15 protein-coding genes are annotated in these 12,936 nt (G+C 67.4%); 3 read left to right on the forward strand and 12 right to left on the reverse strand.

Annotation, left to right across the window (positions count from 1 at the left end; all coding sequences use genetic code 11):
* Positions 1 to 24 precede the first annotated feature (24 nt).
* The 7 genes from L2A60_RS00210 to pspA all read right to left on the reverse strand — a co-directional run bounded on the left by L2A60_RS00210 (position 25) and on the right by pspA (position 4,566).
* A complete protein-coding gene (locus L2A60_RS00210) occupies positions 25 to 1,470 on the reverse strand; it encodes a pyridoxal phosphate-dependent decarboxylase family protein (RefSeq protein ID WP_235702351.1) in 1,446 nt (481 codons plus the stop codon).
* A 74-nt stretch (positions 1,471 to 1,544) separates the two neighbouring features.
* Positions 1,545 to 2,210, reverse strand: a complete 666-nt coding sequence (locus tag L2A60_RS00215) for a head GIN domain-containing protein (RefSeq protein ID WP_235702352.1) — start codon at positions 2,208 to 2,210, stop codon at positions 1,545 to 1,547.
* Between the two features lie 74 nt (positions 2,211 to 2,284).
* Positions 2,285 to 2,917 carry a GIN domain-containing protein gene (locus L2A60_RS00220; protein ID WP_235702353.1) on the reverse strand — a complete coding sequence of 211 codons (633 nt, stop codon included), beginning with the start codon at positions 2,915 to 2,917 and terminating at the stop codon, positions 2,285 to 2,287.
* The gene (locus L2A60_RS00225; protein ID WP_235702354.1) at positions 2,917 to 3,177 is read right to left on the reverse strand and encodes a hypothetical protein; all 261 of its coding nucleotides are present in this window, start codon (positions 3,175 to 3,177) and stop codon (positions 2,917 to 2,919) included. The genes L2A60_RS00220 and L2A60_RS00225 overlap by 1 nt, the downstream gene beginning before the upstream one ends.
* 28 nt (positions 3,178 to 3,205) lie before the next feature.
* Positions 3,206 to 3,616: a PspC domain-containing protein gene (locus L2A60_RS00230; RefSeq protein ID WP_235702355.1), complete on the reverse strand. Its 411-nt coding sequence runs from the start codon at positions 3,614 to 3,616 to the stop codon at positions 3,206 to 3,208.
* Between the two features lie 15 nt (positions 3,617 to 3,631).
* Positions 3,632 to 3,856 (reverse strand): phage shock protein B, encoded by a 225-nt coding sequence (locus tag L2A60_RS00235; RefSeq protein WP_235702356.1) that lies wholly within the window; start codon positions 3,854 to 3,856, stop codon positions 3,632 to 3,634.
* A 26-nt stretch (positions 3,857 to 3,882) separates the two neighbouring features.
* A complete protein-coding gene (gene pspA, locus L2A60_RS00240) occupies positions 3,883 to 4,566 on the reverse strand; it encodes a phage shock protein PspA (protein WP_235702357.1) in 684 nt (227 codons plus the stop codon).
* 169 nt (positions 4,567 to 4,735) lie between these two features.
* Between pspA and L2A60_RS00245 the strand changes: the two genes are divergently transcribed.
* On the forward strand, positions 4,736 to 5,689 hold the full coding sequence (locus tag L2A60_RS00245; RefSeq protein ID WP_235702358.1) for a sigma 54-interacting transcriptional regulator: 954 nt from the start codon (positions 4,736 to 4,738) through the stop codon (positions 5,687 to 5,689).
* On the opposite strand, the gene L2A60_RS00250 is transcribed toward L2A60_RS00245, so the two are convergent.
* The 5 genes from L2A60_RS00250 to L2A60_RS00270 form a co-directional block, all read right to left on the reverse strand.
* Positions 5,670 to 6,908 (reverse strand): DNA polymerase IV, encoded by a 1,239-nt coding sequence (locus L2A60_RS00250; RefSeq protein WP_235702359.1) that lies wholly within the window; start codon positions 6,906 to 6,908, stop codon positions 5,670 to 5,672. The two genes, L2A60_RS00245 and L2A60_RS00250, sit on opposite strands and share 20 nt — an antisense overlap.
* A 73-nt stretch (positions 6,909 to 6,981) precedes the next feature.
* Complete coding sequence (locus L2A60_RS00255; protein ID WP_235702360.1) at positions 6,982 to 7,911, reverse strand: sterol desaturase family protein; 930 nt, start codon at positions 7,909 to 7,911, stop codon at positions 6,982 to 6,984.
* Entirely contained in the window at positions 7,911 to 8,912 is a 1,002-nt protein-coding gene (locus L2A60_RS00260; RefSeq protein WP_235702361.1) for a YVTN family beta-propeller repeat protein, read from the reverse strand. The genes L2A60_RS00255 and L2A60_RS00260 overlap by 1 nt, the downstream gene beginning before the upstream one ends.
* Complete coding sequence (locus L2A60_RS00265) at positions 8,909 to 10,234, reverse strand: O-antigen ligase family protein (RefSeq protein ID WP_235702362.1); 1,326 nt, start codon at positions 10,232 to 10,234, stop codon at positions 8,909 to 8,911. Before L2A60_RS00265 ends, L2A60_RS00260 begins: the two co-directional genes overlap by 4 nt.
* Complete coding sequence (locus tag L2A60_RS00270; RefSeq protein WP_235702363.1) at positions 10,231 to 10,818, reverse strand: class I SAM-dependent methyltransferase; 588 nt, start codon at positions 10,816 to 10,818, stop codon at positions 10,231 to 10,233. Before L2A60_RS00270 ends, L2A60_RS00265 begins: the two co-directional genes overlap by 4 nt.
* Before the next feature lie 63 nt (positions 10,819 to 10,881).
* On the opposite strand from L2A60_RS00270, the gene L2A60_RS00275 reads away from it, so the two are divergent.
* A complete protein-coding gene (locus L2A60_RS00275) occupies positions 10,882 to 11,643 on the forward strand; it encodes an alpha/beta fold hydrolase (RefSeq protein ID WP_235702364.1) in 762 nt (253 codons plus the stop codon).
* Positions 11,640 to 12,881, forward strand: coding sequence for a Zn-dependent hydrolase (locus tag L2A60_RS00280; protein WP_235702365.1), 1,242 nt, complete (start codon positions 11,640 to 11,642; stop codon positions 12,879 to 12,881). Before L2A60_RS00275 ends, L2A60_RS00280 begins: the two co-directional genes overlap by 4 nt.
* Positions 12,882 to 12,936 lie beyond the last annotated feature (55 nt).

Genomic DNA, 12,936 nt, shown 5'->3' on the forward strand with positions numbered 1-12,936 from the left:
GCGGGTGGCGATGGAACCGATCGGTTACGGCGATCGGTTGCGCCGCGCCTGTCCTGCCGCGATCACTGCCTCCGCCAGCGCATCGATATCGGCCTCATTGGTGCGATGGTTGACGATGGCGGCGCGGATCGCGCGTTTGCCGCCGATCATGGTGGTGGACGGCACGAACGCTCCGGCCTCCTGCAGATCGGCGACGATATCGGCGTTGAGCGCATCGAGGTCATCGCCGCCGTCATCGTAGCGAAAGCACACGATGTTGAGCGGTACCGGGGCGAGACGGTTCAGGGCATTGGTCGCGTCGATCCGCGCGGCGAGGCGCTGGGCCAGCGCGCAGGTGCGATCGACGACGGCGCCGAGCCGGTCGGCCCCATAGCTTTGCATGGTCATCCAGACCTTCAGCGCCCGGAAGCCGCGCGACAGATCGGGGCCGAGATCGCAGGGCCAGGGCGCGCCGCCGGCGAGGCCGCGCGCGTCGCTGACCAGGTAATTCGCCGCCTGGGCGAAGGTATCGAGCATCAGACGTTCGTTGCGCACCAGGATGCAGCCGGAATCGTATTGCACCTGCGCCCATTTGTGAAAATCGAACGCCACCGAATCGGCCCGCTCGATGCCGGCGAGCAAACCGCGTTTGGTGGGCGAAAGTGCGGCGAGCGCGCCGAACGCGGCATCGGCATGGAACCACAGCCCATGCCGGGCGGCGATATCGGCAAGCGTCGCGAGATCGTCGATCGCGCCGGTATCCACCGCGCCCGCGGTGCCGACCAGAAAGAACGGGGTCATGCCGGAAGCGCGATCGGCGGCGATCCGCTCCTCCAGGGCGGCGAGATCGATCCGGCAATCGGCATCGGCCGGGATGCGGCGCAGCGCCTTGGTGCCGAGTCCCGCCATGTCGAACGCGCCGGGGACGCAGCGATGCACGCCCGCCTGGGCATAGCCCACGAGCTTTGCGCCCCTTAGCCCGTCGGCGCGCACCGGAGCACCCAGAACATGCCGCCGCGCGCATAGGAGCGAAATGAAATTGGCCATCGACGAGCCGGTGACCAGCAAGCCGCCGGTCTCGCGCGGCAGGCCGAGCATTCCGGCCGACCAGGCGATGACCTGCCGCTCGACGGCAAGCCCGACATGGTCGCGCCCGCCGCAATTCTCGTTGAGCCCGCCCGCCAGCAATTCGGCGAGCATCCCGGCCGGGTTGCCGCCGCCCTGCACCCAGCCCATGAAGCGCGGATGCGCATTGCCCGAAGCGTAGGGTGCTATGGTTTCGGCGAAATCCCGATAGGCTGCCTCGGCGCCGACACCCTGGCGCGGCAATTCGGCACGAAATCCGGCGCGCACCGGATCGGGCATCTGCTGCCACACTTTACCGTCGCGGATTGCGGCGAGCCGGTCGATCATGTCGTCGATCATGCGGTGGCCGAGCGCACGCAAATCGGTCCAGTCCTCGGGGTCGAGCGTGGTGCGGATTTCCGTCATGGCAACGGACTTATCGGCCTATCGGGCACGGGTAAAGGGCCGCGCCGGCCTCGCGTTCGAGGCGGCATGATCTACTACTTTGAGGACACGACCCCATAGGCCATCGCCTTGAACTGACGGATCGGCGGATGGCCGAGCACGTCGACCCGCCCTTCGCCATACATGTCGACGATCGCGCTGTGGCTCGCGAAAACCCGCAAATTTCCCTGTCCCCGGACCTCGACCTTGAGATCGCGCGCGTGCAGCGCCCCGGCATCGATCGAGACGACGCCGCGCGAGGCGATGTCGAGCCGCCGCACCGAGCCGGACAGCGTGGCCGCCGCGGCGCCGTGATTGTCGAGGGAAAACGTTTTCCCGGTGAGGCCGCTCAGTTTCGCGCGAATCCGGCCGCGCAGATCGAGGCTGGTGAGGCTGGGCGCGGTCACGGTGACGACGACCGTTTGGTGTTTCGGCATATAAAAGCCGCTGGGCCGGACGATGCCGAGCACGCCGCGCGACGCCGAGACCAGCAATGCATCGATGACGTAGCGATTGCCGGTAAGGCTGACCGTTTCCCGTGCCGATTCGGCAAAATCGAGGTGGAACCGGCCGGACAGGCGCAGCGCCGAGAACGCGCCGGGTCGGGGATGGGTGGTGACCGTGGCGGCGCGGGCCTGTGCCGCCACGGCGAGGGCTGCGAGCGATAGGGCGATGGCGCGACGGCATCCTTTGCCGCAATGGCCGGTGCGTTTTCGGACCATGTTCCGCTCCCGTCGATATTGAACGGTCGTTATGGCCGGTTCGGGGTTCCGCGCAACCGGAAAATCGGGCCGGATCAGTCGAAGCTGACCGACCCGACGCCGCTATTGGTGATCTGGCGGATTTTCGGGTTGCCGGCGATCGCCACCGACCCGGCCCCGCTGATCGAGACATGGCAGGACTGGCTGGCATAGGCGCGCAGCGAGCCGGCACCGCTGAGCCGGACGACCAGATCCTTTGCCATGAGCGAGCGCGCATCGACGCTGCCGGCCCCGCTGATCGATACCGAAACGTTCGCGACGGTGCCGGCAAGGGTCATCGATCCGGCACCGGACAGGCTCAGCACGAAGGTCGCGCCGGACAGGTCGCGGGCCCAGCCGCTTACGGCGCCGTCGATGCCGATCCGGTCGAGCGCGGGGGCGGTGACGACGAGGTCGAGCCTACGGCGTCCGAACAGGCCGAGGCCGTGCCGCTCGTCGACATGCAGCACGCCGTCCCGCACCCTGATCCGCACCCGGCGCAGCAGTGACGGCCTGGCCGTCGCCGTCACCGATTGAGCCGGCCCCTCGGTGAAGTCGAGATGGGCCGCGCCGTCGATCGCGATGGCGTGGAACGGCGGCAGCGCGAAATGTTTGGTGCGCGCCTCGGCCGGTGCCGATGCCGCCACCAGGATGGCCGCCGCGCCGAGCGCGATGAGCGGAGCGCGCATCACAATACGAAAATCGCGGTGTGCGTTGCCGTGGCGGCGTGACGGCCGCCAGTCGCGGCGTCGCCGGCACCGCCGGCGAGCGCCAGGGCGAAGGAGACGACAAGCATGGCGGCCAGGGCGAAGCCGATCACCGGGCCGGCGAGCATGGCGAGCCGGGCGAGCCGCACCTCGCGCGGCGCCTCCGGTGCTGCGAGCGCACCGGGAGACCAGCTTGGCGGCGGTTCCTCAGGAGTGCGGTATTTTACCAGTTTTTCAGTCATAGCCGTGTCCTCACGAGACAATCACATGTTAGAGCGAATCGAAGCGCCGGCGCAACAGACGATCGGGGTCGGCGGCGCGGGCCTCCAGCTCGGCGAGCCGGAGGTCGAGAGTGGCGAAACGGGAGGCGAGACCGTCGATCGGCGGGACCGGCGGCGGGTGGTCGCCAAAATCGGGCCGGCGCGGTGGGGCGACGCGATCGCGCAGGGCCGACAACCGTTGGGCGAAAGGCGTTCTGCCGTGGCGGATGAAGGCGGCGCAGGCGAGATAGGCCAGGACGATGACGATCGGGTGCCAGAGCAGGAGCAGCACCGCGACGGCACGGATGATCCAGACCGGCACCCCGACCATCGCGGCGAGCGAGGCGCAGACGCCGGCGGCCATGCCGCGCCGCGGCGGGGTGCTGGTGCTGAAGTCGTATTGGCTCATGGTGGTGCTCATGATTGCGATTCCTGGTCAGACCTTGGTGCCGAATTGTCGTTCGGCATCGAGCAAGGCGCGTTCGAGTGTCGCGACTCGGGATTCGAGCCGCTGCGCGGTCGCCTGCAGCCCGTCGATCGCCTGCCGGTCGGCGGTGGAGAGACCGGCGCCATGGGCGCGCAGGTAGACTTTGTAGGCCGAGAGCGCGTAGGCGCCGGCGATCGCGATGATCGGGATCATCAGGGCCAGGAAACTTGACATGAAACCTTCTCTCCTTGCGTGCGTTGTTACGCTGCCTTGTCTTCCGGCTTGATCCGCGATTTCAACTCGGCGAGTTCGCGCTCGACCTTGTCGTCCGCTTCAAGGGCGGCGAATTCCTCGCTCACCGTGGGCGCTGCCGGGCGGCGGCCGAGATCATAGGCCTCGGCGCGGCCTTCCATCATGTCGAGATTGCGCTCGACCTGCTCGAACCGGGCGAAGGCGTCGGTCACCCGCTCGTCGTAGAGCGACTGTTTCACCCGCAGCCGCGTGGTCGCACTTTGCTGGCGGAGTAGGATGGATTTTTCGCGCCCCTTGGCATCGTCGAGCTTGGCCTGGAGCTTGCCGACATCCTCGTTCTGCTGGGCGATGGCACCCTGAACCGCCTCGATCTGCGCTTGCGCCGCCGCGATCGCCTGCGCTGCGCGGCTTTTGGCGAGCAGCGCGGCCTTGGCGAGATCCTCGCGGCCGCGCTGCACGGCGAATTCCGCCTTGCGGTGCCATTCGTCCTGATCGCGGGTGAGGGCAGTGATGCGGCGTTCGAGTTCGCGCCGCTCGGCGATCAGCCGCACCGCGGCGGAGCGCACCTCGACCAGCGTATCCTCCATCTCCTGGATCACCAGACGGATCAGCTTCTGGGGGTCTTCCGCGCGATCGAGCATGGCGTTGAGGTTGGAGTTCACGATGTCGGATAGGCGCGAGAAAACTCCCATGGAACCCTCCTATCGGGTGAGAAATCGTTTCTGAAAACCATGTTGCATGTCCCGTGCCAACTGTGTCGAGCGTCACGAGTGCGGCTAACCCGTTGATTCGCAGAGGTCGGGATTGCAAGCCGGCTTGGAATATTGCTAATAATTGGCGCTAATTTATGGTATTAACACCATGTCGAGTCCAATGCCGCCCAGCCCGGCGGAGACCAACCTGATCGGCGAGAGTGCGCCGTTCCGCGCGATGCTCGCCCATGTCTCCGATCTGGCGCCGATCGACCGGCCGGTTCTGGTGATCGGCGAGCGCGGCACCGGCAAGGAACTGGTGGCGAGCCGGCTGGCGCTGCTGTCGGGGCGATGGAACCAGCCGCTGCTGCAACTGAACTGTGCCGCTTTGTCGGAATCGCTGCTCGATTCCGAATTGTTCGGCCATGAGGCCGGAGCGTTTACCGGCGCGGTGCGGCGGCGCGCCTCGCGCTTCGAACTCGCCGATCGCGGCACGTTGTTTCTCGACGAAATCGCCAATGCCTCGCTCGCGGTGCAGGAAAAGCTGCTGCGGGTGATCGAATACGGCGTGTTCGAACGGGTCGGCGGCAACGAGCCGGTGCGTGTCGATGTCCGGGTGATCGCCGCGACGCACGAGGATTTGCCGGCCCTGGCCGGAAGCGGGAAATTCCGTGCCGATCTGCTGGACCGGCTGGCCTTCGACGTGATCCGAATCCCGCCGCTGCGCGAGCGGAGCGAGGATATCCTGCTCCTCGCCGAGCATTTCGCCCAGCGCATGACCGCCGAACTGGGGCGGGATTTCTTCGCCGGGTTTGCCGAACCCGCGCGGGACGCGCTGCTGGCGCATCGCTGGCCGGGCAATGTGCGCGAGCTGCGCAACGTGGTGGAGCGCAGCGTGTATCGTCAGGCGGAGTGGCAGGCGCCGCTCGAAGCGGTGCGGATCGATCCGTTCGGCGCGGCGCCGGAGGTCGAAGCCGCGCCCGGCGAACGCGAAACCCTGGCCGCCTCGCTCGCCGAGCACCGGCACAATCAGCGGCGCACAGCATCAGCGCTCGGCCTGACCTACGATCAGTTGAGGCATCGGTTGCGCAAGCACGGGCTGCTCACGAACCGCGCCGGATGATGTCCGCACCGAATTTTTCGCGGAGTTTGTCGAGCGCCTGTTGGCGGGCAGCGCGGCGAGGGGTTTCCTGGTCCACCAGGTCGCCGCGATCGGCCTGATCGGCGCCGGCCAGCCGGGATGCGCCGATGCCGATCAGGCGGAATGCCGTGCCGTCGGCGGCGCGCAGCAGAACCGGTTTCGCGGCTTCGAACATGGTTTCGGGCAGTTGCGTGGGTGAAGCGAGCGGGACCGCCCGCGTGTGGGTCTGAAACCGCGCGGTCTTCAGTTTCAGCGTGAGACCCGCGGCGGCGAAATTCTCCGCGCGCAGCCTGCGGCCGAGTTTTTCGCAGAGCGGCCAGAGTTCGCGGGCGAGCCGGGCGGGATCGGCGATACCCTCGGCGAACGTGGTCTCCGCGCTGATCGACTTGGCCGAGCGCGTCGGATCGACGACCCGCGCATCCTCGCCGCGCGCGCGGGCGGCGAGCGCGGGTCCGTCCTCGCCCAGCCGGGCGCGGGCGGTGCGCGAATCGAGCGCGGCGAGCTGGCCGATCCGGGTAATTCCGATTTCGCCGAGCTTGCGCGCCAGGCCGGGACCGATGCCGGGCAGGATGCCGACCGGCTCCGGCGCCAGGATCGCGGCGGCGTCGGTCCCCAGAACGGCGAAGCCGCGCGGCTTGTCGCGTTCGGTGGCGAGTTTGCCGAGCAGGCGGTTGGGTGCGAGTCCGATCGAGATCGTCACGCCGACCTCGCGTTCCACCATGCGGGCGAAGCGGCTGAGCACCGCGGCGGGCGGTGCGCCGTGCAGCGCCTCGGTGCCCGTCAGGTCGAGCGCCGCCTCGTCGATCGAGAGCGGCTGGACCAGGGGCGTGAGCGCGTTCATCAAATCCCGGATCTGGCGCGCCGCGGCGGCGTATTTCCCAAGATCGGGACGGATCACCGTCGCGTCCGGGCAGAGTTTCAGCGCCTTGAACATCGGCATCGCCGAGCGCACGCCGGACAGCCTGGCGATGTAGCAGCAGGCCGCGACCACACCGCGCGCCCCGCCGCCGACGATCACCGGGCGGTCGCGCAGTTCAGGCCGGTCGCGTTTTTCGACGCTCGCGAAAAACGCGTCGCAATCGATATGGGCCACGGCGAGGCTGGCGAGTTCGGGATGGCTGACCAGCCTGGTTCCGCCGCAGCGCGGGCAGGGTGCGGTTTTCGGAAAGATCGCGTCGCAGTCGCGGCAGAGCGTGTGCACCAATAAAATGCCCTCAAACGCCGGGCGGAGCCGTCGGCAGCGAAACGAGCTGACGCTCCGTTTCGCTGTTCTATTAGAACGAACGCATCAACTGAACCAGGCCGGACCATTGCTGCGCCAGATAGCCGCCGGTCGCCATCGCCTCGGGGGCCGTCTCATCGCCGGTCGGCGGGAAATCGCGGGTGAAATCGGCGGTGCGGAACAACATGTCCCAGAACGGAAACACCGCGCCGTAGTTGCAGGAGCGCTGGCCGGCGGCGAGAATGCCGTGATGCGCACGATGAAAGCGCGGCGAAACCAGCAGCCGCTCGCCGATCCGCCCGAACGAAAGCCTGATATTGGCGTGGCTGAAACTCTCGACGAAGCGGAGCATCAGCACCAGTACCGGAAATTGCAGCGGCGGAATGCCGATCAGCAGGCCGACCGCCATGAACCAGAGAAAGCCGATGAGTTCGTCGAGAATATGGTTGCGGTCGTCGGACCAGAAGGTCATTTGCCGCTGCGCATGATGCACGGCGTGCAGCGCGTACCAGAGGCGGAATCGGTGCGACAGCCGGTGCCGCCAGTAATCGGCGAAGTCGAGGATTAGCGCGTAGAGAATGAAGGTGACGACCGGATGGCCGAACAGCGGAGGGATGATCGTCTCCAGCATCGGCGGGATATAGCCGCGATCGGCGAGAAACCCGTCGAGCCGGACCTGGGCGGCATAGAAGACCACGAAGGTCATCACCGGCAGCACGCCGACGCGCGCGAGGAATGTGTAGAACACATCGACCAGGACGGGTTTTTTTCCCGTCCATCGCTCGATCGGGAAGCGGCGTTCCAGCGGCACGCAGACCGCGTAGGCGAGGATCATTTGCGCGACACCGTAGACCGCCACCAGGGTCCAGCCGAACGAGACGAATTCCCATTGCATCAGCCCGAGCCGGTACAAAGCCGGCAGAACCGCGACCTGTTCGATCCAGCCGGCAAGATCGTTGAACGGGTGGACGGGGATCGGCATCAGGCGAGCCGCATCGCCGAAAAGGCGGGCCGGTCGGTCAACAGCGTCGAAATGAAAATTCCATGCGGTGAACGGCCGACCGGAATACGCTCGGTATGGCCGGTCGCGGGATCATAGACGCCGACGCGCGAGGCAAAGCGCAGCGCGATCCACAGCCTGCCGTCCGGCGCGAAACATAGATCGTCCGGGCCGCCCGGCATCGGAATGTGCTTGACCACATCGAGCGTCCTGGCGTCGAGCACGGAGAGCGACCCTGCGACGCGGTTGGTGACGTAGATATGCTTGCGGTCCGGCGTGAGGAACAAATTATGCGCGCCGCGATCGGTGACGATGCGGCGCATCACTTTGCCGTCCTTGGGATCGACCACGACGACGTAATCGCGCCCCATGATCGCGACCAGAACCACGCCGTCATGCCACATCACCCCGGCGGGGGTTTTGCCGACCGGCACGCGCCAGCGCTCGGTCATGGTGGCGAGGTCGAAGGAGGTCAGCGCGTCGGAACCCTGCAGCGAATTGAACACGGTGCGCGAATCCGGCGCATAGCTCAGATGACTCGGCATCGAGCCGGGGCGGAAGCGTTTCGCGAGCGTCAGCGTGTCGGCTTGGTAGACATCGACATGGTTGAGCCGCAGGCAATTGACCGTGAGATATTGCCCGTCCGGGCTGAACCAGAGCTGATACGGGTCGGGGATCAGCTTGTGGCCCAACTCCGCGCCGGTCGTGGGGTCGAGGAAGAAGATCGCATTGCCCGAGGCGTCGGCGATCAGCAGTTTCCTGTGATCGGGGCTGAGCGCCCAATGGCTCGGCTCGCGAAAGGTCGGCACCGTGCGCAGCACGCGGCGCGTGGCCATGTCGATTTCCGAAACCGTCGCGCCGCCGGAATTCATCACGATGCACAATGGCGGTGCAGCGGCGGCGCGCGCTATCGCCGGCAGCGCCAGCCCCAGCGTGGGAACGGCGAGTAACGTGCGGCGAGACAGCGGAGCGGAATCAGTCATGCGGCAGGGGGTCCTTCATCGGCGTCGGCGAAGACCGCTCGCGCCCATGTGAAGAACGCGAGACTAGTCGTTGCAATCAAGGTATTATCCGTGAAAGATTGCACCGCGAAGGCGAGAAATACAAGACGGATCACAAGGCGCTGCCCCGCCGGCAGCGCGGCTGTGCCCCGCCGGAGCCAGAGACAGAGCAGGGCGAAGAGCAGCACCGCGCCAATCACCCCGCCCTCAGCGGCGATGCGCAAATATTCGTTATGCGCCGCGTTGGTGCCGAGAAACCGGCCGAGATGCGATTGTAGCGGTACGATCACCTTGCCCGCGCCCACGCCCCAGCCCAGCAACGGCGAGCGGGCGATCGCCGCCTCGAAATCGGGCCAGATCAGGTTGCGGTTCGACAGATCCCCCGCCTCGCCCAGATGGATCAGATCGACCACCCGGATGGCATGCAGCGCGGAAAACGCCATGATCGCCGCGCCGAGCACCACCCCGCCGGCAGCGAGCAGGGCGATGCGCCGCGATGCCGGCAGATGGGGCGAAGGCGTGGCGAGCAGGGTCGCCAGCGTGACGCAAACGGCCAGCGCCAGCGGCGCGCGGGCGCCGGTGGCGAGCAGGATGACGAAATTGACCGCGATCCAGCCCGATTCGCGCAATCGCCCGGCGCGCAGGAATTCCACCAGCCCGGCGAACACCGCGATCATCGCGAAACCGCCGAGAAAGGCGGGATTGCTGGAGGCGATCAGCCGCACCGCGCCCTGTTGCGTGCCATAGAGTGCGCGCACGCCGAGCGCGGCCAGTGCCGCGCCATAGGTCATGGTCACGCTCGGGCCGATGATGGTGCAACGGACGATGCCACGCCGCATTGCTGGGGTGAGGCGCAGGAATCCCGGCGCGAAGGGCGCGGCGGACCCCACCAGCGAGCGGAACGACGCGATCATGGTCAGCCCGGGCCAAAATCCGTGGACCAGCCCGGCGCCGAACATCGCGGCGAAGGCATAGGACGGGTTGAACCGGTCGAATCGCGCACCGTTGCGCAGCGCCGCGAGCGCCACGATGAGCAGCCCGGCGGATTTCAAGGCCGCGATGATCAGTTCGTGATGGCCGATCATGTCGGACAGCCACATTTCCGGCGTGGTTTCGACCAGAAGCAGCCAGGCGGCCATGGCGGCGGCCGGCCGGGCATAGGCGACGGCGGCAACAAGACCCAGTCCGGTCAGCACCAGCAGCGTCCCGGTTACCGGCGGCATTATGAATGCGGTAGCGGCGAACCCGGCGAGCCCCGCGAGGGCGAGCCACCGGACCGGATCGCGCCGCGCCGCGCGGATCATGTCGCGTGGGCGAGGATGATATAGTGTTCGTCCGGCGCATCCGCGTCGCGAGTCACGGCAAAGCCCGCATCCGCCAGCATTGCGCGCACGCAGGCGCGCGGCAGGCGCTTTGCCGGCGGGGCGCCGACCGCGCCTGGCGCCGCGGGATCGTATTCGGCGATGAACAGCGTGGCGTGTTCCGGCATGGCGGCGCGGATCGCCCGCAGCCCGGCACCGGGATCGTCCATGTGGTGCAGCGCGTCGGTCAGCATGACGCGGTCGGGCGCGGCGGGAAGCGCCGGAAGCGATTCGATCGAACCGGTGATCGTGCGGAGCCGAAGCCCGCGCCGATCGGCCTCGGCGCTGGCGTGGTGCAGGCAGAGCGCATCGGGGTCGAGGGCGATGACCCAGCCGTCCGGCCCGACGATTCGAGCATATTCGAGCGCCAGCGCGCCGGTGCCCGCGCCGATATCGAGCACGACCATCGCGGGCGCGAGCCCGGCGGCCTCGGCCCAGATGGCGGCGAGGTGGCGCTTCTCCGCCTGCCGCGCGATCAGCCGGGCGAGGCGCGCAGCGGGCGTGGCATCTTGCATTAAGTCGGTCATCGGGCGAGTCTTAACCTCTGATCGTTAATATTCAATCAACAAATGGAACATTAGAGATCCACGATGATCCTGCACGCGACCGCCACCGGCGACGGCCCGGACCTTCTGCTGCTTCACGGCCTATTCGGGGCGGGCAAGAATCTTGGCGCCATCGCGCGCGGGCTGGCCGCGAAGTTCCGGGTGAATTCGCTCGATCTGCGCAATCACGGATCGAGCGGTCACGCAGCGGATATGCGCTACGCGGCCATGGCGGCGGATGTGCTGGAAACCATGGATTCGCTCGGCATCGGCAATGCCGTGGTGGCCGGCCATTCGATGGGCGGCAAGGCGGCGATGATGATGGCGCTGACCGCGCCCGCGCGGGTGGATGCGCTGGTGGCGATGGATATCGCGCCGATCGCCTACGGCCACGATTACGATGCCTATCTCGCGGCGATGCGCGCCTTGCCGCTTCGCCCCGGCCTGACCCGGCACGAGGCCGATACCGCCCTGGCGGACGCCGCGCCCGATGCCGCGATGCGCGCCTTTCTGCTCAACAATCTGATCCTGGCGCCCGCGCCGCACTGGCGCCTCGGGCTCGACGAGATCGCCGGCGCGATGGAGGATCTGATCGACTGGCGCGACCCCGAACCGTTAACGCCTTATGATGGTCCGGCATTGTTCCTGTGCGGCGGCCATTCGCCCTACGTGCCGGCGCGCGCTCACGGCGCGATCCGCGCGCGGTTTCCGAACGCGGCGATCGAGACGCTCGATGGCGTCGGCCATTGGCTCCATGCCGAGAAACCAGCCGAGGTGATCGCGGCGTTGAAGGGGTTTTTGCAATGAATCGGGACAGCAACTACCGCATCGACGGCAAGCGGCTCTGGGGCGCGCTGATGGCGATGGCGGAGATCGGTGCGACGCCGAAAGGCGGGGTGAATCGCGTTACGTTGACCGAGGTGGATCGCGCCGGCCGCGCGCGATTCGCCGAATGGTGCGGCGCATTGGGATTGTCGGTGCGCGCCGATTCGATGGGCAACATGTTCGCCCGCCGCGAAGGCCGCGACCCGGCGCGCAAGCCGGTGCTGTTCGGTAGCCATCTCGACAGCCAGCCGACCGGCGGCAAGTTCGACGGCGCGCTCGGCGTGATCGCCGGGCTTGAAGTGATGCGCGCGCTGAATGAACTCGGCATCGTCACCGAAGCGCCGCTGGAACTGGTCAACTGGACCGACGAGGAAGGGTGCCGGTTCGGCCGCGCAATGATGGGCAGCGCGGTCTGGGCCGGGGTGCATGACGAGCAGACCATCAAGGCGCTGCGCGACGCCGATGGCGTGTCGGTCGGCGAGGCGCTGACCGGAATCGGCGCCGCCGGCAGCGCGCCAGCGCGCGCCTTCGCGGCGGATGCCTATTTCGAACTGCATATCGAGCAGGGGCCGATCCTGGAACGCGAGGCGAAGACGATCGGCATCGTCACCGGCGCGCAGGCGCAGATCTGGTTCGACGCGGTGCTCCGCGGGCGCGAATCGCATGCCGGCACCACCCCGCCCGATGCACGGCGCGACGCGCTGGCCGGTGCGGCGGAAATCATCCTCCTGGTCGAGGCGACCATGCGCGAACGGGGCGATGCCGGGCGCGGCACGGTGGGGCGACTCACCGTGCATCCCAATTCGCCGAACGTGATCCCCGGCGAAGTGCGATTCGCGGCGGAGTTTCGCCACCCCGACGATGCGGCGATCACGACGGTCGCGTCGCGTTTTCCCGAGCAAGCCGCAGCGATCGCGCAAGCGCGCGGGCTCGATCTGTCACTGACGCCGGTGTTCCGCGTCGCCGCGACGGAGTTCGATCCGGGTTGCGTCGCCCTGGTGCGCGACGCTTGCGCGCGGCTGGGTTATCCGGCGCGCGAGATGGTCTCCGGCGCGGGACATGATGCGGTGCATGTGGCGCCCCGCGTGCCCACGGCGATGATTTTCACGCCGTGCAAGGACGGCTTGTCGCATAACGAGGCGGAGTCGATCACCGAGGCCGAAGCCGCCGCCGGCGCGCAGGTTCTGCTCGATGTCGTGCTCGCGCGCGCCAATCGTTAGAGCAATATGGCTTTAAGTGGAATCGCGCAGCGATCCACAAAGCCATGAAATTGCT

The organism is Acidiphilium iwatense (assembly GCF_021556475.1).
Taxonomy (GTDB): Bacteria; Pseudomonadota; Alphaproteobacteria; order Acetobacterales; family Acetobacteraceae; genus Acidiphilium; species Acidiphilium iwatense.